The sequence below is a fragment of the Streptomyces sp. NPDC002926 genome, from assembly GCF_053591755.1.
Window position 1 is genome coordinate 158,287 of the sequence record NZ_JBSFUK010000005.1, and the last position, 22,310, is coordinate 180,596.

Genomic DNA, 22,310 nt, shown 5'->3' on the forward strand with positions numbered 1-22,310 from the left:
GTGGCGTACGGGACAGGCGGGGCGGAAGCCGGGCCGGGCACCGGGCAGCGGGCCACGAAACGGATTTGGGCGATCGGCGACCGACCGTGTAATGTCTTCATCGCTCGCCCCAATAGCTCAGTCGGTAGAGCGTCTCCATGGTAAGGAGAAGGTCTACGGTTCGATTCCGTATTGGGGCTCTGATGTCGGAGATCCTCACCTTCGGGTGAGGTGATCCGGTATCGCAGCGGTGTAGCTCAGTCGGTAGAGCAAGCGGCTCATAATCGCTGTGTCACCGGTTCAAGTCCGGTCACCGCTACAGACAGTAGCCGATTGTGGGGTCGGTCCTCCGATCGGCTACTCTTTTATGCGTTCATCCGTTCATTAGTCCGTCCAAGGAGCACTCACGTGGCTGCCACCGACGTCCGCCCGAAGATCACGCTGGCCTGCGTGGAGTGCAAGGAGCGGAACTACATCACCAAGAAGAACCGGCGTAACAACCCGGACCGTCTTGAGATGAAGAAGCACTGCCCGCGCTGCAACTCGCACACGGCGCACCGCGAAACGCGCTGAATCAGGCTCGTATACGAGGCCGTCCCCACTGGGGGCGGCCTCGTGTCGTTTGTTGTGGTCAATCCAGCAGGGTCAATCCATCAGGAGGGAGCCAGTCCATGGCGCTCGACCAGTCCTTCGTGGGGCGGACCTATCCGCCCACCCCGCCTTACGAGGTCGGCCGGGAAAAGATCCGGGAGTTCGCCGAGGCGGTGGGTGACGCCAACCCCGCGTACACCGACCAGGAGGCCGCCAAGGCGCTCGGCCACGCCGATGTGATCGCTCCGCCGACTTTCGCCTTCGCGATCACTTTCAAGGCTGCGGAACAGGTTATTCAGGATCCGCAGTTGGGACTGGACTACAGCCGCGTCGTGCACGGCGACCAGAAGTTCGCGTACACACGGCCGGTGCGGGCCGGGGACCGGCTGACGGTCACCTCGACCATCGAGGCCATCAAGTCCCTTGCCGGCAACGACATCGTGGATATCCGCGGTGAGGTGCGCGACGAGTCGGGCGAGCATGTCGTGACCGCGTGGACCAAGCTGGTGGCGCGCGGCGCCGAGGAGGCGTGATGACGGCGAAGATCTCTTACGCGGACGTCGAGGTCGGCACCGAGCTGCCGGCGCAGAACTTTCCCGTGACGCGCGCCACACTGGTGCAGTACGCGGGCGCCTCCGGGGACTTCAACCCGATCCACTGGAACGAGAAGTTCGCCACAGAGGTCGGGCTTCCGGATGTGATCGCGCACGGAATGTTCACCATGGCCGAGGCGATCCGGGTGGTGACGGACTGGGTCGGCGACCCGGGCGCGGTCGTCGAGTACGGCGTCCGCTTCACCAGGCCCGTCATCGTGCCGAACGACGAGAACGGCGCGCTGATCGAGGTCAGCGGCAAGGTTGCGGTGAAGCTGGACGACAACCGGGTACGCGTCGACCTGACGGCGATGAGTGCCGGACAGAAGGTGCTGGGAATGTCCCGGGCCGTGGTCCGGCTCGCCTGAGGCACCGAAGACCGGTAGAGACGCGTAAGGGGCACCCGCACGGGCGGGTGCCCCTTACTTCGTCTGCTGCTCCGTACCTCGTCTGCCGCTGTGACTGCCTCTTGACTCAGTTAGTGATTGGCCACTAACTTAGTCCCATGGCCAGGATGAGCGCAGACGAGCGACGCGAGAGCGTCATCCGCGCCGCGATCACCGAATTCGCGCGCGGCGGCTACAACGGCACCTCCACCGAGGCGATCGCCAAGCGGGTCGGCGTATCGCAGCCGTACCTCTTTCGTCTCTTCAAGAACAAGCGGGAGCTGTTCCTCGCGGCCGCACTCCGCTGCCTGGAGGAGACCCCGAAGGCATTCGCCGACGCCCTCGAGCGGCGCCCCGACAGCTCGCCGCTGGAGGCGATGGCGGCGGCGTATATGGGGCTCATCGAGGACAGGGACAAGCTGCTGATGCAGATGCAGACGTATGTCGCCGTGGCCTCCGCTGAGGTGGCGGGGGACTACGAGTTCGGTGAGCGGATCAGGGCGGCCTGGGCCGAGATCTGGGACCAGGCGCAGGTCGCCTTCGCCGGGGATGTGAAGGAAGTGACCGACTTCCTCGGTTGCGGAATGCTGATCAACGTCCTGGTGGCGCTGGGATTCCCGGAGGATCACCGGGTGTGGTCCGGGCTCGACATGTCCGACATCGGGGTTCCGCGCTAGCCGCAAAGCCGGTCGCAAGGTCCTGCCTCTTCGGGGGTGGGGGAGTTCTGTCCGCAAAAGTTAGTAATCAATAACTAACCCTATGGGGGAGCAGTGAACCAGCAAGCAGCCCGCCGCGGCAGCGCCGCCTGGGCCCTTGTCATCACCAGCGTCGCCGGCTTCATGGCGGCCCTCGACAACCTCGTCGTCACCACCGCACTCCCCTCCATCCGCAAGGATCTCGGCGGTGCGCTGGAGGACCTCGAATGGACGGTGAGCGCGTACACCCTCACCTTCGCCGTACTGCTCATGTTCGGTGCGGCCCTCGGTGACCGCTTCGGCCGCCGGAAGCTCTTCATAGCCGGCCTCGCGATCTTCACCGGCGCCTCCGCCGCGGCCGCGCTCGCACCCGGTATCGACGCCCTCATCGCCGCCCGCGCCGTCCAGGGCGTCGGCGCCGCGGTCATGATGCCGCTCACCCTGACCCTGCTCACGGCGGCCGTGCCCGCCGCTCGCCGTGGCGCGGCCCTCGGCATATTCAGCGCCGTCACCGGCCTCGCCGTCGCCAGCGGCCCTCTCATCGGCGGCAGCCTCACCGAACACATCTCGTGGCAGTGGATCTTCTGGCTGAACGTCCCGATCGGACTGGCCCTGCTGCCGCTCGCCCGGCTGCGCCTCGACGAGTCGTACGCCCCGAACGCCCGGATCGACGTCCCCGGCACCCTCCTCGTCAGCGGCGGCCTCTTCGGCATCGTCTACGCGCTGGTCAACGGCAACGCCGACGGCTGGACCAGCACCCCGGTCCTCGCGGGCCTGATCGTGGGCACCGCACTGCTCGCCGGCTTCGTCTACCACGGCTTCAACAACAAGAACCCCATGCTCCCCATGCGGCTCTTCCGTAACCGCGCCTTCTTCGGGATCAATATCGCGAGCCTGCTGATGTTCCTGGGGATGTTCGGTTCGATCTTCCTGCTCAGCCAGTTCCTGCAGGGCGTCGCCGGCTACTCGCCCACCGAGGCCGGCCTGCGGATGCTCCCCTGGACCGGAATGCCGCTGATCGTCGCGCCGATCGCCGGATACCTCTCCGACAAGATCGGCGGCCGCCCGGTCGTCGCCACCGGCCTCGCCCTCCAGGCGATCGGCCTCGGGCTCTTCGCCCTGGTCCTCGAGCCCGGTGTCTCGTACGCCGCCCAGCTTCCAGGCCTGATCCTCGGCGGTATCGGCATGGCGCTCTACTTCGCCCCCGCTGCCAGCGTGGTCATGTCCAGCGTCCGCCCCGCCGAACAGGGCATTGCCTCCGGCGCCAACAACGCCCTGCGTGAGGTCGGCGGAGCCCTCGGTGTCGCCGTTCTCGGTGCTGTCTTCGCGGCCCGGGGCGGCTACGAGACCGCCGACGCCTTCACCGACGGCACCGTCCCGGCGCTCTGGATAGGCGCGGGAGCGGTAGCCCTCGCGGCACTGACCGCCCTGCTGATCCCCGGCCGCCGCCGCACGGCGGAGGCCGGTCCCCAGGAGCCGTCCCCGGCCGCCGAGGAGCGCGAGCCCATCGCCGTATGACGGCCGGAGTACGCATACGATCCGTGGCCCCGTCCGAGCGGAGGGGCACGGACCGTACCCTTGTCCCCGTGCAGGAACTCCACGACGCTCCCCTCGCCCCCCTGACCACCTTCCGGCTCGGCGGCCCCGCGACCCGCCTCGTCACGGCCACCACCGACGACGAGGTGGTCGCTGTCGTACGCGAGGCGGACGCCGCAGGGATCCCGCTGCTGATCATCGGCGGTGGCAGCAATCTGGTCATCGGGGACAAGGGCTTCGACGGCACCGCGCTCCGCATCGCCACGCGGGGCTTCGAACTCTCCGGTACAAAGCTGGAGTTGGCGGCGGGCGAGGTCTGGACGGACGCGGTCACCCGCACCGTCGAAGCAGGGCTCGCCGGCATCGAGTGCCTGGCCGGCATCCCCGGCTCGGCCGGCGCGACGCCGATCCAGAACGTCGGCGCTTACGGCCAGGAAGTCTCCCGCACCATCACCGAGGTCGTCGCCTACGACCGCCGCACCGGCGAGAAGGTCACCGTCCCGAATGCGGAGTGCGCCTTCTCGTACCGCCACAGCCGCTTCAAGCAGGACCCCGAGCGCTACGTCGTGCTGCGCGTCCGCTTCGAGCTGGAGGACGCGGACGGACTGTCGGCCCCTCTGAAGTACGCCGAGACGGCCCGCGCCCTGGGCGTCGGGGCCGGCGACCGCGTCCCGGCCGCCGCCGCCCGCGAGGCCGTACTCAAGCTGCGCGCAGGCAAGGGCATGGTGCTGGACCCCGAGGACCACGACACCTGGTCCGCCGGGTCCTTCTTCACCAATCCGATCCTTGAGCAGGCCGCGTACGAGGCCTTTCTGGCACGCGTCCACGACCGCCTCGGCCCGGACACCGCGCCGCCGGCCTTCCCGGCGGGGGAGGGGCGCACCAAGACCTCGGCGGCCTGGCTGATCGACAAGGCCGGCTTCACCAAGGGATACGGCACCGGGCCCGCGCGGATCTCCACCAAACACACGCTCGCCCTCACCAACCGGGGCGAGGCCACCACGGAGGACCTGCTGGCGCTCGCCCGCGAGGTTGTGGCGGGTGTGCGCGAGGCGTTCGGCGTGACGCTGGTCAATGAGCCGGTGACGGTCGGCGTCAGCCTGTAGGAGCTGACTCCCTCAGTACGCGACCAGTTCCGCGACTGGTACGCGTATACGCGCGAGCCCGACTCCTAGTACGCGACCCCGACTCCCTGCTTCGCCGTCGCCGGATCGTCGACCATCGCCAGCATCGCGTGTGCCACATCCGCCCTGCCGATCACCCTGCCGCGGCGCGGACCGCCGCCGACGACCGTCCGGTACGAGCCCGTGAGTGGCTTGTCCAGCAGCCGCGGCGGACGTACCGAAGTCCAGTCCGTCGCGCTGCGTGCCAGCTCCTCCTCCATGTTCCGGAGGTCGTCGTACACAGCCTTCAGTGCCGCGCCGACGACCGCCAGAATCATGCGGTCCAGCAGCGGCTGGCGCTCCGGGACCTGGCCGAGCGGGGCCGCGCTCACCACCAGCAGGCGACGTGTTCCCTCCGCCTCCATCGCCCAGAGCACCGAGCGCGTCAGCTTCGCCGCGATCCCGGCGTCCGAGCGCCTGCGTGCGCCGAGACCCGAGAGCACCGCGTCGCGCCCGGCGACAGCCTCCCGCAGTGACTCGCCCTCCTTCAGATCCGCGCGGAACACCTGCAGTCCGGGGCCCGTGACCGTGAACCGCGCAGGGTCGCGCACCACCGCGGTCACCTCGTGCCCCGCCGCCAGTGCCTGCGTGACGATCTCCTGCCCGATTCCGCCGGTGGCGCCGAAAACCGTGAGTCTCATGGACCGCACCTCCAAGGTTGGTAAGTATTCACTCACCCCTAGAGTGGGTAAGTATTCACTCACCCGTCAAGGCCCTGTCGGAGGTTCCATGCAGAAGCCGGCCCGCGCCCGGATCCTCGATGCCGCGCATGAGCTCCTGCTCACCATCGGCCTCGCCCGTGCCACCACCAAGGAGATCGCCAAGGCGGCCGGCTGCTCGGAGGCGGCGCTCTACAAGTACTTCGCGAGCAAGGAGGAGCTCTTCGTGACCGTACTGAGGGAGCGGCTGCCCAGGCTCACGCCGCTGTTGGACGGACTGACCGCCGACCCGGCGCGGCGCACCGTCGAGCAGAACCTCACGGAGATCGCCCGCGAGGCCGCGCTCTTCTACGCCCAGAGCTTCCCGATCGCCGCCTCGCTCTACGCCGACCCCCGGCTCAAGCAGCGCCACGACGCGGCCCTGCGCGAGCTGGGCGCAGGCCCGCACATGCCGATCCGGGGCCTCGACGCCTATCTGCGCGCCGAGCAGGATGCCGGCCGGGTGCGCGCCGACGCGGACACCTACGCGGGCGCGTCCCTGCTTCTCGGTGCCTGTGCCCAGCGGGCCTTCGCGTACGACATGACCGACGACGGAAAGCCTCCGCAGCCGCTCGACGAGTTCGCCGCCGGAATCGCCCGCACTCTGCTGCGCGGAATCAGCTGACCGGCGGGGCGGTCAGCCAGTCGTCGATGCCGGACAGCAGCTTGTTCCTGACCTCCTCCGGCGCCGCCGAGCCGCGCACGGACTGCCGGGCCAGCTCCGCCAGCTCCGGGTCGGTGAAACCGTGGTGCCTGCGCGCCAGCTCGTACTGCGCCGCCAGCCGTGAGCCGAAGAGCAGCGGGTCGTCCGCCCCGAGCGCCATCGGCACCCCGGCGTCGAACAGCGTCCGCAGCGGTACGTCCGTCGGCTTCTCGTACACCCCCAGGGCCACATTCGAGGAGGGGCACACCTCGCAGGTCACCCCCCGCTCGGCCAGCTTCCGCAGCAGCCGTGGGTCCTCCGCGGCCCGTACGCCGTGGCCGATCCGCGAGGCGCGCAGATCGTCCAGGCAGTCCCGTACCGACGCGGGTCCGGTCAGCTCGCCGCCGTGCGGCGCCGCCAGCAGACCGCCCTCCCTGGCGATCGCGAAGGCGCGGTCGAAGTCCCGTGCCATGCCCCGGCGTTCGTCGTTGGAAAGGCCGAAACCGACGACACCCCGGTCTGCGTACCGCACCGCCAGGCGGGCGAGGGTACGGGCGTCCAGCGGATGCTTCATACGGTTGGCCGCGACCACCACCCGCATACCGAGACCGGTCTCCCGTCCGGCGCGCTCCACCGCGTCCAGGATGACCTCCAGAGCCGGGATCAGCCCGCCCAGCATGGGGGCGTACGAGGTCGGGTCGACCTGGATCTCAAGCCATCCCGAGCCGTCCCGCACGTCCTCCTCGGCCGCCTCGCGCACCAGCCGCTGGATGTCCTCGGGCGAGCGCAGACAGGACCGCGCGATGTCGTAGAGCCGCTGGAAGCGGAACCAGCCGCGCTCGTCGGTCGCCCGTAGCTTCGGCGGTTCGCCGCTGGTCAGGGCATCGGGCAGATGGACGCCGTACTTGTTGGCGAGCTCGAGCAAGGTGGTGGGCCGCATCGACCCGGTGAAGTGCAGATGCAGATGGGCTTTCGGCAGCAGCCTGAGGTCTCTTTCAGCGGCTCCGCCGCGGGCACGAACTTGCTCCATTGAAGGATCTTGCCGCACCTGCCCGCCGTCCGGCAGCCCCTTTCCCCGATCGGGTCCTTGCCCGAACGAAGAAACGGGAAGGGGGAACGCGGAAGGGGAACGGGAAACGGGCCCCCGGCCGAAGCCGGGAGCCCGTCGGCCCACTCACGGGAGGAGGCTCAGTCGCGCGCCTCGGCCAGCAGCTTCTGGATCCGCGAGACACCCTCGACCAGGTCCTCGTCGCCCAGCGCGTACGAAAGCCGCAGATAGCCCGGCGTACCGAATGCCTCGCCGGGGACCACTGCCACCTCGACCTCGTCCAGAATCAGCGCGGCAAGATCGACTGAGGTCTGCGGACGCTTCCCGCGGATCTCCTTGCCCAGCAGCGCCTTCACCGAGGGGTACGCGTAGAACGCGCCCTCGGGGGTCGGGCAGAGCACACCGTCGATCTCGTTCAGCATCCGCACGATGGTCTGGCGGCGCCGGTCGAAGGCGGTCCGCATCTCGGCGACCGCGTCCAGGTTCCCGGAGACCGCTGCCAGCGCCGCGATCTGCGCGACATTGGAGACGTTCGACGTGGCGTGCGACTGCAGGTTGGTCGCGGCCTTGATCACGTCCTTGGGGGCGATCATCCACCCCACGCGCCAGCCGGTCATCGCGTACGTCTTGGCGACACCGTTGACGACGATGCACTTCTCGCGCAGCTCGGGGACGATCGTGGGGAGCGAGGTGAACTTCGCGTCGCCGTAGACCAGGTGCTCGTAGATCTCGTCGGTGAGAACCCACAGGCCGTGTTCGGCGGCCCAGCGGCCGATCGCTTCGGCGTCGGCCTCGCTGTAGACCGCACCCGTCGGGTTCGAGGGCGAGACGAAGAGAACGACCTTCGTACGCTCCGTGCGCGCCGCCTCCAGCTGCTCGACGGAGACCCGGTAACCGGTGGTCTCGTCGGCCACGACGTCGACCGGTACACCGCCCGCGAGGCGGATCGACTCGGGGTAGGTCGTCCAGTACGGAGCCGGCACGATGACCTCGTCGCCCGGGTCCAGGATCGCCGCGAACGCCTCGTAGATCGCCTGCTTGCCACCGTTGGTGACCAGGATCTGGGAGGCGTCGACCTCGTAGCCGGAGTCGCGCAGCGTCTTCGCGGCGATGGCGGCCTTGAGCTCGGGGAGCCCGCCGGCCGGTGTGTAGCGGTGGTACTTCGGGTTGCGGCAGGCCTCGATCGCGGCCTCGACGATGTAGTCGGGTGTCGGGAAGTCCGGCTCACCCGCGCCGAAGCCGATCACCGGGCGCCCGGCGGCCTTGAGGGCCTTTGCCTTGGCGTCGACGGCGAGGGTCGCGGACTCGGAGATCGCGCCGATGCGGGCGGAGACCCGGCGCTCGGTGGGAGGGGTTGCAGCGCTCATACGGGCCATCGTCCCAGACCGCAAACGGACCCGGTACAGGGGTTTCGAGTAGCGGACAGGAACCGGCCAGGAGCTATCTGTTCGACGCCGGGCCTGCGACCACGTACACTCACTCGTCGTTGGCCCTCACCAACCACATCTACGGATGGGGTAGGTTGGGGAAACCACAAAGGGTCGTAGCTCAATTGGTAGAGCACTGGTCTCCAAAACCAGCGGTTGGGGGTTCAAGTCCCTCCGGCCCTGCTACACACACCTTCGCCAGGTTGTGTGCGCATGTACGTACATTCATTGAACCGCCGTGCGGCTCCACCGGGCGCGGCGCGGCCACGACCCGGAATCAGGTGAAAGATCGTGACGGACGCCGTGGGCTCCATCGACATGCCTGATGCCGATGACGAGGCGCCGGAGTCGAAGAAGAGGACCCGCAAGGGTGGCAAGCGCGGGAAGAAGGGCCCTCTGGGCCGTCTCGCGCTCTTCTACCGGCAGATCATCGCGGAGCTGCGCAAGGTCGTCTGGCCCACCCGCAGCCAGCTGACCACGTACACCACAGTGGTGATTGTCTTCGTAGTCGTCATGATTGGTCTGGTGACCGTGATTGACTATGGGTTCCAGGAAGCCGTCAAGTACGTCTTCGGCTGATCCCGCGGAGGGCGCCGGCAGCGGCGCCTCTTTCGCATGTTCCACCCCATCTGTATCCAGGAAGAAGCAGCCACCGTGTCTGACCCGAACCTGAACGACGCCGTCGAGCCCGTGGAGGGCGAAGAGACTGCGGCGACGGCCGAGGCGGCCGAGGCTGCGCCGGACACGGTCGACATCGACGCGCTCGACGACGACGCGCTCGACATCGTCGAAGGGGCCGACGAGGTCGACCTCGCCGAGGCTGCCGACGCCGCCGCGGGCGAGCCGGCCGAGCGGGACGCGATGCACGTCGAGGGCGACGCCACCGCCCTTGCCGAGGTGGAAGAGGACGAGACCGCCGTGACCGACGGCGACGTCGAAGAGCCTGCCGCGGCCGACGGCGATGCCGAAGAGGCTGCCGACGCCGAGGCTGCCGAGCCCGAGGCCCCGGTCGACGCGGTTACCGCTCTCCGCGACGAACTTCGCGGACTGCCCGGCGAGTGGTACGTCATCCACACGTACGCCGGGTACGAGAAGCGCGTGAAGGCGAATCTGGAGCAGCGTGCCGTCTCGCTGAACGTCGAGGACTTCATCTACCAGGCCGAAGTGCCCGAGGAAGAGATCGTCCAGATCAAGAACGGCGAGCGCAAGAACGTCCGCCAGAACAAGCTTCCCGGCTATGTGCTCGTCCGCATGGACCTGACCAACGAGTCCTGGGGCGTCGTCCGCAACACCCCTGGCGTCACCGGCTTCGTGGGCAACGCCTACGACCCGTACCCGCTGACCCTGGACGAGATCGTCAAGATGCTCGCCCCGGAGGCCGAGGAGAAGGCCGCTCGCGAGGCCGCCGAGGCCGAGGGCAAGCCGGCGCCGTCCCGCAAGGTCGAGGTCCAGGTGCTGGACTTCGAGGTCGGCGACTCGGTCACCGTCACCGACGGCCCGTTCGCGACGCTGCAGGCCACGATCAACGAGATCAACGCCGACTCGAAGAAGGTCAAGGGCCTCGTCGAGATCTTCGGCCGCGAGACCCCGGTCGAGCTCAGCTTCGACCAGATCCAGAAGAACTAGTCCCACCGGTTCCCTGGAACATACGCCTCCGAACAGGTCAGAACGGCTTTCTCAGCCGCTCTGACCTGCTCGGTTTTTGGCCGCACAGCTATACCCGTTATCGTTGTGCGGTATGCCTCCGTCCGGACGACTGGATGGAGCGCTGAAAACTCTCACTAGGACCCGGAGAGAGCAATGCCTCCCAAGAAGAAGAAGGTCACGGGGCTTATCAAGCTCCAGATCCAGGCCGGCGCGGCCAACCCGGCTCCGCCGGTCGGTCCCGCGCTCGGTCAGCACGGCGTCAACATCATGGAGTTCTGCAAGGCCTACAACGCCGCGACCGAGTCGCAGCGTGGCATGGTCGTGCCGGTGGAGATCACGGTCTACGAGGACCGTTCCTTCACCTTCATCACCAAGACTCCGCCGGCCGCCAAGCTGATCCTCAAGGCCGCGGGTGTGGACAAGGGCTCCGGCGAGCCGCACAAGACCAAGGTTGCCAAGCTCACCGGCGCCCAGGTCCGCGAGATCGCCACGGTCAAGATGCCCGACCTGAACGCCAACGACCTGGACGCCGCGTCGAAGATCATCGCCGGCACCGCCCGCTCCATGGGCATCACGGTCGAGGGCTGATCAGCTCCCCGTAGACCTCAGTGGTAGGGCCCGCGCTGGTCCGCACCACGACTCCACACTCGAAACCACAGGAGCAGAAGTGAAGCGCAGCAAGACTCTCCGCGCTGCGGACGCCAAGATCGACCGGGAGCGCAACTACGCCCCGCTCGAGGCTGTCCGTCTCGCCAAGGACACCGCCGGCACCAAGTTCGACGGCACCGTCGAGGTCGCCTTCCGCCTGGGCGTTGACCCGCGCAAGGCCGACCAGATGGTCCGTGGCACCGTCAACCTTCCGCACGGCACCGGCAAGACCGCCCGGGTCCTGGTCTTCGCGACCGGTGACCGTGCTGCGGCGGCGGAAGCCGCGGGCGCCGACATCGTCGGCTCCGACGAACTGATCGACGAGGTTGCGAAGGGCCGTCTGGACTTCGACGCCGTCGTCGCCACCCCGGACCTCATGGGCAAGGTCGGCCGCCTCGGCCGCGTGCTCGGTCCGCGTGGTCTGATGCCGAACCCGAAGACCGGCACCGTCACCCCCGATGTCACCAAGGCTGTCAACGACATCAAGGGCGGCAAGATCGAGTTCCGCGTCGACAAGCACTCGAACCTGCACTTCATCATCGGCAAGGTTTCCTTCGACGAGACGAAGCTGGTCGAGAACTACGCCGCGGCGCTGGAGGAGATCCTCCGTCTGAAGCCGTCCGCCGCGAAGGGCCGCTACATCAAGAAGGCGACCCTGGCCACGACGATGGGCCCCGGCATCCCGCTGGACTCCAACCGCACCCGCAACCTCCTCGTCGAGGAGGACCCGGCTTCCGTCTGAATCTGACGGCAGCCGCGGGTCTCGCGTAAAGAAGCTCGCGTAACGAAGCCGGTCCCCGCACCTCTCACCGAGGTGCGGGGACCGGCTTTATTCGTACGCGCTGTCGTAGGGCTGCGTTACGGTGCTGGGAGTTCACTGAGAAACAAGGGGTGGGGTTCTATGAGCACGTCCGGATTCAGGCGCGCGGGCGTCTCGCTGGCGGCGGTCGCCGTGATCGCGGGAGCCGCGGGCTGCCAGGGCGGCGGCAGCAACGGCGCCGGAGACGGGAAGAAGGCCGGGAGCGGGGGCGTGGCCGCGGTCAGCCCGATCGCCGCGCTGCGCGCCGTCGAGAAGAAGACCGCAGGAGCCAGCTCCGCCAAGGTCGACGGCACGATGGTGATGGGCTCTGCCATGTCGACGACGATGAGCGGTGCCCTGGACTGGGCCGACGGCGTGACCGGCACCATGGATATGCGGTACACCGGCGGCACCATGGCGGACGCCATGAAGCAGGCAGGTGGCGACGGGGCCGTGAAGGCCCGCTATCTGAGCGATGCGTACTACGCGAACCTGGGCGACGCCCTCGCCGCACAGACCGGCGGCAAGCACTGGATCCGGTACGGCTACGCCGATCTGTCCAAGCTGATGGGCGCCTCCGGTGATGTCATGAAGGACCAGATGCAGAACGCCACTCCGGACAAGGGAGTGAAGGCTCTGCTCGCCTCGGGCGATGTGAAGAAGGTGGGCGAAGAGAAGGTGCGGGGCGTCTCGGCCACGCACTACTCCGGCACGGTCGACGTCGCGAAGCTGACGGAGAAGACCACCGCGCTCAGCCCCGACCGGCTGAGCGCCTTCAAGGAGCAGCTCAGCAAGGCAGGCGTCACGACCGAGAAGGTCGACATCTGGGTCGACAAGAACGATCTGCTGGTGAAGAAGTCCGAAAGCGGTCAGCTGAAGACCGGCACGTTCAACTCGACGGTCTTCTACTCCGACTACGGCACCGCGGCCTCGGCCGAGGCTCCGCCGGCCTCCGACACGGTGGACTTCACCAAGCTCATGAAGCAGCAGGCGGGGGCCTCGTAAGCGCCGATTTGCCTGGCGCGGAACCCTTCACGTACTCTTCCACAGAAGCCAAAGACCGCTGGTCGTTGCTGTGTCCTCGCAGGAGGGTGCAGTGACCGAAGGATCCGCTGACTGCGGACGTCCTGCGCAGGTGACTGTGGACAGTTCCCGGATTCATTCCGGTTGAACTGCGCCCCGTGCGCCTGCGCCGGGGCGTTTCGTTTTGTTCAGCCCCTTCTGAGCGGTCCTCATCACCCGGAAGGAGGCCGACGCTCTATGGCAAGGCCCGACAAGGCTGCCGCGGTAGCCGAGCTCGCGGACCAGTTCCGCAGCTCGAACGCCGCCGTGCTGACCGAGTACCGGGGTCTCACCGTGGCTCAGCTCAAGCAGCTGCGCCGTTCGCTCGGTGAGAACGCCCAGTACGCCGTGGTGAAGAACACGCTGACCAAGATTGCGGCCAACGAGGCCGGGATCAACGCGCTCGACGACCTGTTCAACGGTCCGACAGCGGTTGCCTTCGTCACCGGTGACCCGGTGGAGTCGGCGAAGGGTCTTCGTGACTTCGCCAAGGACAACCCCAACCTCATCATCAAGGGCGGTGTCCTTGACGGTAAGGCGCTGTCCGCCGATGAGATCAAGAAGCTTGCGGACCTCGAGTCCCGCGAGGTTCTGCTCGCCAAGCTGGCGGGCGCCATGAAGAGCAAGCAGTCCCAGGCTGCCGCGCTCTTCCAGGCGCTTCCCTCGAAGTTCGTCCGCACCGCGGAGGCGCTTCGTGCCAAGAAGGCCGAGCAGGGCGGTGCCGAGTAATTCGGCTCGCGCATTGACCGTCGCCGCATAACGCGGCCGGTCGCAGCGGGCCGCTGTACGCCCGCCGACATATACATCCGGCACCTGCCGAATTAGTGGAAGGACCGCCATCATGGCGAAGCTCACCCAGGACGACCTGCTCGCGCAGTTCGAGGAGATGACCCTCATCGAGCTCTCTGAGTTCGTGAAGGCCTTCGAGGAGAAGTTCGACGTCACCGCCGCTGCCCCGGTCGCCGTTGCCGCTGGTGGCGCCGCTGCCGCCCCGGTCGAGGCCGAGGCCGAGCAGGACGAGTTCGACGTCATCCTCACCGGCGCCGGCGAGAAGAAGATCCAGGTGATCAAGGTCGTGCGCGAGCTGACCTCCCTGGGCCTGAAGGAGGCCAAGGACCTCGTCGACGGCGCCCCGAAGCCGGTCCTCGAGAAGGTCGCCAAGGAGGCCGCTGAGAAGGCTGCCGAGTCCCTCAAGGGCGCCGGCGCCTCCGTCGAGGTCAAGTGACCTTCTGAGCCCTGCCGCGCGCCGACAGGCGCATACCGGCGACAGCCGGTTCCGCTGAGGGACCGCAAGGGGCACAGCGAAGGGCGATCACCCATCTGGGTGGTCGCCCTTCGGCGTTCCCGCGAGGCCTGCCGTGCATTTCCGTTTTGTGTGGGTATCGTGATCTTCGCCGTGCGCCCCTGACGCTGGTCAGTGACGATCCCAGCAGCCAGTTTGAGTGGGGGGGCCTTGACGAACCGCACGTAGCGCGCAATTCTCAGGACGCGTCGTCACAACGATCCGGATCCGAGGCATGGATCGACGACCGAACGGGCAGTATCGATGTGCGCCACATGGCGCGAGGGCTTGCCGCGGAGTTGAGAACAACGAGGGTCTCGAAAACCCGCACTGGACATCAGTGTGCCAAGTGGCTACACTGACCCTTTGCGCTGCCTGTTAGCTGCCCCCTGCCCGTCACCAGGGGCATCCCCACGCACGAGCACCGTTGATTGAATCATCCCTGAACTGGGATTTCTATCTCCGTGCCCAGCATGGGACCGGTACGCGCGTAGTGAGTCCGAGCCCTCGGAAGGACCCCCTCTTGGCCGCCTCGCGCAACGCCTCGACCGCGAATACGAACAACGGCGCCAGCACCGCCCCGCTGCGCATCTCCTTTGCAAAAATCAAGGAGCCCCTCGAGGTTCCGAACCTCCTCGCGCTGCAGACCGAGAGCTTTGACTGGCTGCTCGGGAACGCCGCTTGGAAGGCTCGTGTCGAGGCGGCTCTGGACAGCGGACAAGATGTCCCCACCAAGTCCGGTCTTGAAGAGATCTTCGAGGAGATCTCGCCGATCGAGGACTTCTCCGGGTCGATGTCGCTTACTTTCCGCGACCACCGCTTCGAGCCTCCGAAGAACTCCATCGACGAGTGCAAGGAGCGCGACTTCACGTACGCTGCCCCGCTCTTCGTGACCGCCGAGTTCACCAACAACGAGACCGGCGAGATCAAGTCCCAGACGGTCTTCATGGGCGACTTCCCGCTCATGACCAACAAGGGCACCTTCGTCATCAACGGCACCGAGCGTGTCGTGGTGTCCCAGTTGGTCCGCTCGCCGGGTGTCTACTTCGACTCCAACATCGACAAGACGTCCGACAAGGACATCTTCACGGCCAAGATCATCCCTTCCCGGGGTGCCTGGCTCGAGATGGAGATCGACAAGCGCGACATGGTCGGTGTCCGCATCGACCGCAAGCGCAAGCAGTCCGTGACCGTCCTTCTCAAGGCTCTCGGTTGGACCACCGAGCAGATCCTCGAGGAGTTCGGCGAGTACGAGTCCATGCGCGCCACCCTGGAGAAGGACCACACCCAGGGCCAGGACGACGCGCTGCTCGACATCTACCGCAAGCTGCGTCCGGGCGAGCCCCCGACACGCGAGGCCGCTCAGACGCTGCTCGAGAACCTCTACTTCAACCCGAAGCGCTACGACCTCGCCAAGGTCGGCCGCTACAAGGTGAACAAGAAGCTCGGCGCGGATGAGCCGCTGGACGCCGGCGTGCTCACCACCGACGACGTCATCGCGACCATCAAGTACCTGGTCAAGCTGCACGCCGGTGAGACCGAGACGGTGGGCGAGAGCGGCACCCAGATCGTCGTCGAGACCGACGACATCGACCACTTCGGCAACCGTCGTCTGCGCAACGTCGGCGAGCTCATCCAGAACCAGGTCCGTACGGGTCTGGCTCGTATGGAGCGCGTCGTGCGTGAGCGCATGACGACCCAGGACGTCGAGGCGATCACGCCGCAGACCCTGATCAACATCCGGCCGGTCGTCGCCTCCATCAAGGAGTTCTTCGGCACCAGCCAGCTGTCGCAGTTCATGGACCAGAACAACCCGCTGTCGGGTCTCACCCACAAGCGCCGTCTGTCGGCGCTTGGCCCGGGTGGTCTCTCCCGTGAGCGGGCCGGCTTCGAGGTCCGTGACGTGCACCCGTCCCACTACGGCCGCATGTGCCCGATCGAGACCCCTGAAGGCCCGAACATCGGTCTGATCGGCTCGCTTGCCTCCTACGGCCGGGTCAACGCGTTCGGCTTCGTCGAGACGCCGTACCGCAAGGTCGTCGACGACCAGGTGACCGACGAGGTCGACTACCTGACCGCCGACGAGGAAGACCGGTTCGTCATCGCGCAGGCCAACGCCGCGCTGACCGACGACATGCGCTTCGCCGAAGCCCGTGTCCTGGTCCGCCGCCGTGGCGGCGAGGTCGACTACGTCCCGGGCTCCGACGTGGACTACATGGACGTCTCGCCGCGCCAGATGGTGTCGGTCGCGACCGCCATGATCCCGTTCCTCGAGCACGACGACGCCAACCGTGCCCTCATGGGCGCGAACATGATGCGCCAGGCCGTGCCGCTGATCACGTCCGAGGCGCCGCTGGTCGGCACCGGCATGGAGTACCGCTGTGCGGTCGACGCCGGCGACGTCATCAAGGCGGAGAAGGAAGGTGTTGTCCAGGAGGTCTCCGCGGACTACATCACCGTCGCCAACGACGACGGCACGTACACCACGTACCGCATCGCGAAGTTCTCCCGCTCCAACCAGGGCACCTCGGTCAACCAGAAGGTTGTCGTGGACGAGGGCGCCCGGGTGGTCGAGGGCCAGGTCCTCGCCGACGGTCCGGCCACCCAGCAGGGTGAGATGGCGCTCGGCAAGAACCTGCTGGTCGCCTTCATGCCGTGGGAGGGTCACAACTACGAGGACGCGATCATCCTGTCGCAGCGCCTCGTGCAGGACGACGTCCTCTCCTCGATCCACATCGAGGAGCACGAGGTCGACGCCCGTGACACCAAGCTCGGCCCGGAGGAGATCACCCGGGACATCCCGAACGTCTCCGAGGAGGTCCTCGCCGACCTCGACGAGCGCGGCATCATCCGTATCGGTGCCGAGGTCGTCGCCGGCGACATCCTGGTCGGCAAGGTCACGCCCAAGGGCGAGACCGAGCTGACCCCGGAGGAGCGACTGCTCCGCGCGATCTTCGGTGAGAAGGCGCGTGAGGTCCGTGACACCTCGCTGAAGGTGCCGCACGGCGAGACCGGCAAGATCATCGGCGTGCGCGTCTTCGACCGCGAAGAGGGCGACGAGCTGCCGCCGGGCGTGAACCAGCTGGTTCGCGTCTACGTCGCGCAGAAGCGCAAGATCACCGATGGTGACAAGCTCGCCGGCCGTCACGGCAACAAGGGCGTCATCTCGAAGATCCTGCCGATCGAGGACATGCCGTTCCTGGAGGACGGCACCCCGGTCGACATCATCCTCAACCCGCTGGGTGTCCCGTCCCGAATGAACCCGGGACAGGTCCTCGAGATCCACCTCGGCTGGCTCGCCAGCCAGGGCTGGAAGGTCGAGGGCAGCGAGGACTGGATGGAGCGGCTGAAGGCGATCGGCGCGGACGAGGTCTCGCCCGGTACGAACGTCGCCACGCCGGTCTTCGACGGTGCGCGCGAGGACGAGATCGCCGGTCTCTTCGAGTCCACGATCCCGAACCGCGACGGCAACCGGATGGTGCAGCCGTCCGGCAAGGCCAACCTGTTCGACGGCCGCTCCGGTGAGCCGTTCCCGGACCCGGTCTCGATCGGGTACATGTACATCCTCAAGCTCCACCACCTGGTCGACGACAAGCTGCACGCCCGCTCGACCGGTCCGTACTCGATGATCACCCAGCAGCCGCTGGGCGGTAAGGCCCAGTTCGGTGGCCAGCGATTCGGTGAGATGGAGGTGTGGGCGCTGGAGGCTTATGGCGCCGCGTACGCCCTCCAGGAGCTTCTGACCATCAAGTCCGACGACGTCACCGGCCGCGTGAAGGTCTACGAGGCCATCGTCAAGGGCGAGAACATCCCCGAGCCCGGCATTCCCGAGTCCTTCAAGGTGCTCATCAAGGAAATGCAGTCGCTCTGTCTCAACGTGGAGGTGCTGTCCTCGGACGGCATGTCCATCGAGATGCGCGACACGGACGAGGACGTCTTCCGCGCTGCGGAAGAGCTCGGTATCGACCTGTCCCGGCGTGAGCCGAGCAGCGTCGAAGAGGTCTGACGGGTCTGGTCGGGACCTCCTCGTGAGGTCCCGACCCTGCCCCGGACCCGTACAGACCATGATTTAGCGCCCGATATCTCGCTTCACAGCGAGGGGCACGAACCCCTGAGAGGGATTGACGCATAGTGCTCGACGTCAACTTCTTCGACGAGCTGCGGATCGGCCTTGCGACCGCGGACGACATCCGACAGTGGTCCCACGGCGAGGTCAAGAAGCCGGAGACCATCAACTACCGCACGCTCAAGCCCGAGAAGGACGGACTCTTCTGCGAGAAGATCTTCGGTCCGACCCGGGACTGGGAGTGCTACTGCGGTAAGTACAAGCGTGTCCGCTTCAAGGGCATCATCTGTGAGCGCTGTGGCGTCGAGGTCACCCGCGCCAAGGTGCGCCGTGAGCGGATGGGCCACATTGAGCTGGCCGCGCCTGTTACCCATATCTGGTACTTCAAGGGCGTCCCGTCGCGCCTCGGCTACCTGCTCGACCTTGCGCCGAAGGACCTTGAGAAGGTCATCTACTTCGCCGCTTACATGATCACGTTCGTGGACGAGGAGCGCCGGACGCGCGACCTGCCCTCGCTGGAGGCCCATGTCTCCGTCGAGCGCCAGCAGGTCGAGAACCGCCGTGACGCCGACCTCGAGGCCCGCGCCAAGAAGCTCGAGACCGACCTGGCCGAGCTCGAGGCCGAGGGTGCCAAGGCCGACGTGCGCCGCAAGGTGCGCGAGGGCGCCGAGCGTGAGATGAAGCAGCTGCGTGACCGTGCGCAGCGCGAGATCGACCGTCTTGATGAGGTGTGGAGCCGCTTCAAGAACCTCAAGGTCCAGGACCTCGAGGGCGACGAGCTGCTCTACCGCGAGCTGCGTGACCGCTTCGGCACGTACTTCGACGGCTCGATGGGTGCCGCGGCGCTGCAGAAGCGCCTGGAGTCCTTCGACCTCGAGGAGGAGGCCGAGCGTCTCCGCGAGATCATCCGTACCGGCAAGGGCCAGAAGAAGACCCGTGCGCTCAAGCGCCTCAAGGTCGTCTCCGCGTTCCTGCAGACCAGCAACAGCCCCAAGGGCATGGTGCTGGACTGCGTGCCGGTCATCCCGCCGGACCTGCGTCCGATGGTGCAGCTGGACGGTGGCCGCTTCGCGACCTCCGACCTGAACGACCTGTACCGCCGTGTGATCAACCGCAACAACCGCCTCAAGCGTCTCCTTGACCTCGGTGCCCCCGAGATCATCGTGAACAACGAGAAGCGGATGCTGCAGGAGGCCGTCGACGCGCTGTTCGACAACGGCCGCCGCGGTCGCCCGGTGACCGGTCCCGGTAACCGCCCGCTGAAGTCCCTCAGCGACATGCTGAAGGGCAAGCAGGGTCGTTTCCGTCAGAACCTGCTCGGCAAGCGAGTCGACTACTCGGCCCGTTCCGTCATCGTCGTCGGCCCGCAGCTCAAGCTGCACCAGTGCGGTCTGCCGAAGGCCATGGCGCTGGAGCTCTTCAAGCCGTTCGTGATGAAGCGCCTGGTCGACCTCAACCACGCGCAGAACATCAAGTCGGCGAAGCGCATGGTCGAGCGCGGCCGCACGGTCGTGTACGACGTCCTCGAAGAGGTCATCGCCGAGCACCCGGTTCTGCTGAACCGTGCTCCTACGCTGCACCGCCTCGGCATCCAGGCCTTCGAGCCGCAGCTGGTCGAGGGCAAGGCCATCCAGATCCACCCGCTCGTCTGCACCGCGTTCAACGCGGACTTCGACGGTGACCAGATGGCCGTGCACCTGCCGCTCTCCGCGGAGGCGCAGGCCGAGGCCCGCATCCTGATGCTGTCCTCGAACAACATCCTGAAGCCGGCCGACGGCCGTCCGGTCACCATGCCGACCCAGGACATGGTGCTGGGCCTGTTCTTCCTCACGACCGACGAGGAAGAGCGCAAGGTCATCGGCGAGGGCCGGTCCTTCGGCTCCACGGCCGAGGCGATCATGGCATTCGACGCCCGCGAGCTCTCGCTCCAGGCGAAGGTCGACATCCGCTTCCCGGTGGGCACCATCCCGCCGCGCGGCTGGACCCCGCCGCAGGAAGAGGGCGACACCAGCGGCTCCGCCGCGGGCGAGTGGCAGCAGGGTGACACCTTCCGGCTGCGTACGAGCCTGGGCCGCGCGCTCTTCAACGAGCTGCTGCCCGAGGACTACCCGTTCGTCGACTACTCGGTGGGCAAGAAGCAGCTCTCCGAGATCGTCAACGACCTCGCCGAGCGCTACCCCAAGGTCATCGTGGCGGCGACGCTCGACAACCTGAAGGCGGCCGGCTTCTACTGGGCGACCCGTTCCGGTGTCACCGTGGCCATCTCCGACGTCGTGGTCCCCGAGGCCAAGAAGGCGATCGTCGCGGGCTACGAGGCGCAGGACGAGAAGGTCCAGAAGCAGTACGAGCGCGGTCTGATCACCAAGGACGAGCGCACGCAGGAACTCATCGCGATCTGGACCAAGGCGACCAATGAGGTTGCCGAGGCGATGAACGCGAACTTCCCGAAGACGAACCCCATCTTCATGATGGTTGACTCGGGTGCCCGAGGAAACATGATGCAGATGCGTCAGATCGCCGGTATGCGTGGTCTGGTGTCGAACGCCAAGAACGAGACCATCCCGCGGCCCATCAAGGCGTCGTTCCGTGAGGGTCTCACCGTGCTGGAGTACTTCATCTCCACCCACGGTGCCCGTAAGGGTCTGGCGGACACCGCCCTGCGTACCGCCGACTCGGGTTACCTGACCCGTCGTCTGGTGGACGTCTCGCAGGACGTCATCATCCGCGAAGAGGACTGCGGCACCGACCGCGGCCTCAAGCTGCGGATCGCCGAGCGCGGCGCCGATGGTGTGCTGCGCAAGGCGGAGGACGTCGAGACGTCCGTGTACGCCCGTATGCTCGCCGAGGACGTCGTCGTCGACGGCAAGGTCATCGCGCCGGCCAATGTCGACCTGGGCGATGTGCTCATCGACGCGGTCGTCGCCGCGGGTGTCGAGGAGGTCAAGACCCGCTCGGTCCTGACCTGTGAGTCCGCGGTCGGCACCTGTGCGTACTGCTACGGCCGTTCGCTCGCCACCGGCAAGCTGGTGGACATCGGTGAGGCGGTCGGCATCATCGCCGCCCAGTCCATCGGTGAGCCCGGTACTCAGCTGACGATGCGTACCTTCCACACCGGTGGTGTGGCCGGTGACGACATCACCCAGGGTCTGCCCCGTGTCGTCGAGCTCTTCGAGGCTCGTACGCCCAAGGGTGTCGCCCCGATCTCGGAGGCGGCAGGCCGCGTCCGTATCGAGGAGACCGAGAAGACCAAGAAGCTCGTCGTCACCCCCGACGACGGCAGCGAAGAGACGCCGTTCCCGATCTCGAAGCGCGCCCGTCTGCTGGTGAGTGAGGGCGACCACGTCGAGGTGGGCCAGAAGCTCACCGTGGGTGCCACCAACCCGCACGACGTGCTGCGGATCCTCGGTCAGCGCGCGGTCCAGGTCCACCTGGTCGGCGAGGTCCAGAAGGTCTACAACTCGCAGGGTGTGTCGATCCACGACAAGCACATCGAGATCATCATCCGGCAGATGCTGCGCCGTGTGACGATCATCGAGTCCGGCGACGCCGAGCTGCTGCCCGGCGAGCTCGTGGAGCGCTCGAAGTTCGAGACCGAGAACCGTCGTGTGGTCACGGAAGGCGGCCACCCGGCCTCCGGCCGTCCGCAGCTGATGGGTATCACCAAGGCCTCGCTCGCCACCGAGTCGTGGCTGTCGGCGGCGTCCTTCCAGGAGACGACCAGGGTTCTGACCGACGCGGCGATCAACGCCAAGTCGGACTCCCTGATCGGCCTCAAGGAGAACGTCATCATCGGTAAGCTCATCCCGGCCGGTACGGGCCTGTCCCGCTACCGCAACATCCGGGTGGAGCCCACCGAGGAGGCCAAGGCCGCGATGTACTCGGCCGTCGGCTACGACGACATCGACTACTCGCCGTTCGGCACCGGCTCCGGCCAGGCCGTTCCGCTGGAGGACTACGACTACGGTCCGTACAACCAGTAGGCAGTAGGCCAGTAGCAACGCCACAGGGCGGTCATCCCTCGCGGGACGGCCGCCCTGTGGCGTGTCC

Annotated in this window: 19 protein-coding genes and 3 tRNA genes; 19 read left to right on the top strand and 3 right to left on the bottom strand. The window is 67.1% G+C overall.

Going from position 1 to position 22,310, the window contains the following annotated elements:
• Nucleotides 1-106: 106 nt before the first annotated feature.
• The 8 genes from ACWDZ6_RS12225 (at nucleotide 107) to ACWDZ6_RS12260 (ending at nucleotide 4,886) form a co-directional block, all read left to right on the top strand.
• Nucleotides 107-179: transfer RNA gene (locus ACWDZ6_RS12225), tRNA-Thr, on the top strand.
• 46 nt (nucleotides 180-225) lie between these two features.
• Nucleotides 226-298: transfer RNA gene (locus ACWDZ6_RS12230), tRNA-Met, on the top strand.
• A gap of 89 nt (nucleotides 299-387) precedes the next feature.
• Nucleotides 388-552 carry a 50S ribosomal protein L33 gene (gene rpmG / locus ACWDZ6_RS12235; protein ID WP_003956487.1) on the top strand — a complete coding sequence of 55 codons (165 nt, stop codon included), beginning with the start codon at nucleotides 388-390 and terminating at the stop codon, nucleotides 550-552.
• Nucleotides 553-650: 98 nt separating this feature from the next.
• Entirely contained in the window at nucleotides 651-1,103 is a 453-nt protein-coding gene (locus tag ACWDZ6_RS12240) for a MaoC family dehydratase N-terminal domain-containing protein (protein ID WP_366731003.1), read from the top strand.
• Entirely contained in the window at nucleotides 1,103-1,531 is a 429-nt protein-coding gene (locus ACWDZ6_RS12245; protein ID WP_389174100.1) for a MaoC family dehydratase, read from the top strand. Before ACWDZ6_RS12240 ends, ACWDZ6_RS12245 begins: the two co-directional genes overlap by 1 nt.
• 137 nt (nucleotides 1,532-1,668) lie before the next feature.
• On the top strand, nucleotides 1,669-2,226 hold the full coding sequence (locus ACWDZ6_RS12250; protein ID WP_451502800.1) for a TetR/AcrR family transcriptional regulator: 558 nt from the start codon (nucleotides 1,669-1,671) through the stop codon (nucleotides 2,224-2,226).
• A gap of 93 nt (nucleotides 2,227-2,319) precedes the next feature.
• A complete protein-coding gene (locus ACWDZ6_RS12255) occupies nucleotides 2,320-3,762 on the top strand; it encodes an MFS transporter (protein WP_451502801.1) in 1,443 nt (480 codons plus the stop codon).
• Between the two features lie 68 nt (nucleotides 3,763-3,830).
• Nucleotides 3,831-4,886: a UDP-N-acetylmuramate dehydrogenase gene (locus ACWDZ6_RS12260; protein WP_451502802.1), complete on the top strand. Its 1,056-nt coding sequence runs from the start codon at nucleotides 3,831-3,833 to the stop codon at nucleotides 4,884-4,886.
• Nucleotides 4,887-4,951: 65 nt separating this feature from the next.
• On the opposite strand, the gene ACWDZ6_RS12265 is transcribed toward ACWDZ6_RS12260, so the two are convergent.
• Nucleotides 4,952-5,584 (bottom strand): NAD(P)-dependent oxidoreductase, encoded by a 633-nt coding sequence (locus tag ACWDZ6_RS12265; RefSeq protein ID WP_451502803.1) that lies wholly within the window; start codon nucleotides 5,582-5,584, stop codon nucleotides 4,952-4,954.
• An 88-nt stretch (nucleotides 5,585-5,672) separates the two neighbouring features.
• On the opposite strand from ACWDZ6_RS12265, the gene ACWDZ6_RS12270 reads away from it, so the two are divergent.
• Nucleotides 5,673-6,266 carry a TetR/AcrR family transcriptional regulator gene (locus ACWDZ6_RS12270; protein ID WP_351444909.1) on the top strand — a complete coding sequence of 198 codons (594 nt, stop codon included), beginning with the start codon at nucleotides 5,673-5,675 and terminating at the stop codon, nucleotides 6,264-6,266.
• Here ACWDZ6_RS12270 and ACWDZ6_RS12275 read toward each other — a convergent pair.
• Nucleotides 6,259-7,314 carry an adenosine deaminase gene (locus ACWDZ6_RS12275; RefSeq protein WP_451502804.1) on the bottom strand — a complete coding sequence of 352 codons (1,056 nt, stop codon included), beginning with the start codon at nucleotides 7,312-7,314 and terminating at the stop codon, nucleotides 6,259-6,261. The two genes, ACWDZ6_RS12270 and ACWDZ6_RS12275, sit on opposite strands and share 8 nt — an antisense overlap.
• 158 nt (nucleotides 7,315-7,472) lie before the next feature.
• The gene (locus ACWDZ6_RS12280) at nucleotides 7,473-8,699 is read right to left on the bottom strand and encodes a pyridoxal phosphate-dependent aminotransferase (RefSeq protein ID WP_366730995.1); all 1,227 of its coding nucleotides are present in this window, start codon (nucleotides 8,697-8,699) and stop codon (nucleotides 7,473-7,475) included.
• A gap of 170 nt (nucleotides 8,700-8,869) precedes the next feature.
• On the opposite strand from ACWDZ6_RS12280, the gene ACWDZ6_RS12285 reads away from it, so the two are divergent.
• The 10 genes from ACWDZ6_RS12285 to ACWDZ6_RS12330 all read left to right on the top strand — a co-directional run bounded on the left by ACWDZ6_RS12285 (nucleotide 8,870) and on the right by ACWDZ6_RS12330 (nucleotide 22,243).
• Nucleotides 8,870-8,942: transfer RNA gene (locus ACWDZ6_RS12285), tRNA-Trp, on the top strand.
• 108 nt (nucleotides 8,943-9,050) lie between these two features.
• The gene (gene secE / locus ACWDZ6_RS12290) at nucleotides 9,051-9,338 is read left to right on the top strand and encodes a preprotein translocase subunit SecE (protein WP_326651931.1); all 288 of its coding nucleotides are present in this window, start codon (nucleotides 9,051-9,053) and stop codon (nucleotides 9,336-9,338) included.
• A 75-nt stretch (nucleotides 9,339-9,413) separates the two neighbouring features.
• Nucleotides 9,414-10,385 (top strand): transcription termination/antitermination protein NusG, encoded by a 972-nt coding sequence (gene nusG / locus ACWDZ6_RS12295; protein WP_451502805.1) that lies wholly within the window; start codon nucleotides 9,414-9,416, stop codon nucleotides 10,383-10,385.
• A gap of 174 nt (nucleotides 10,386-10,559) precedes the next feature.
• Nucleotides 10,560-10,994: a 50S ribosomal protein L11 gene (gene rplK / locus ACWDZ6_RS12300; RefSeq protein ID WP_307661693.1), complete on the top strand. Its 435-nt coding sequence runs from the start codon at nucleotides 10,560-10,562 to the stop codon at nucleotides 10,992-10,994.
• A 79-nt stretch (nucleotides 10,995-11,073) separates the two neighbouring features.
• The gene (gene rplA, locus ACWDZ6_RS12305; protein WP_326651933.1) at nucleotides 11,074-11,796 is read left to right on the top strand and encodes a 50S ribosomal protein L1; all 723 of its coding nucleotides are present in this window, start codon (nucleotides 11,074-11,076) and stop codon (nucleotides 11,794-11,796) included.
• Between the two features lie 159 nt (nucleotides 11,797-11,955).
• The gene (locus ACWDZ6_RS12310; protein ID WP_451502806.1) at nucleotides 11,956-12,858 is read left to right on the top strand and encodes a hypothetical protein; all 903 of its coding nucleotides are present in this window, start codon (nucleotides 11,956-11,958) and stop codon (nucleotides 12,856-12,858) included.
• 255 nt (nucleotides 12,859-13,113) lie between these two features.
• The gene (gene rplJ / locus ACWDZ6_RS12315; RefSeq protein WP_366730992.1) at nucleotides 13,114-13,644 is read left to right on the top strand and encodes a 50S ribosomal protein L10; all 531 of its coding nucleotides are present in this window, start codon (nucleotides 13,114-13,116) and stop codon (nucleotides 13,642-13,644) included.
• A gap of 112 nt (nucleotides 13,645-13,756) precedes the next feature.
• Nucleotides 13,757-14,140 (top strand): 50S ribosomal protein L7/L12, encoded by a 384-nt coding sequence (rplL, locus tag ACWDZ6_RS12320; RefSeq protein ID WP_451502807.1) that lies wholly within the window; start codon nucleotides 13,757-13,759, stop codon nucleotides 14,138-14,140.
• Between the two features lie 580 nt (nucleotides 14,141-14,720).
• Nucleotides 14,721-18,203, top strand: a complete 3,483-nt coding sequence (gene rpoB / locus ACWDZ6_RS12325; protein WP_351444897.1) for a DNA-directed RNA polymerase subunit beta — start codon at nucleotides 14,721-14,723, stop codon at nucleotides 18,201-18,203.
• 125 nt (nucleotides 18,204-18,328) lie between these two features.
• The gene (locus tag ACWDZ6_RS12330) at nucleotides 18,329-22,243 is read left to right on the top strand and encodes a DNA-directed RNA polymerase subunit beta' (RefSeq protein ID WP_451502808.1); all 3,915 of its coding nucleotides are present in this window, start codon (nucleotides 18,329-18,331) and stop codon (nucleotides 22,241-22,243) included.
• Nucleotides 22,244-22,310 lie beyond the last annotated feature (67 nt).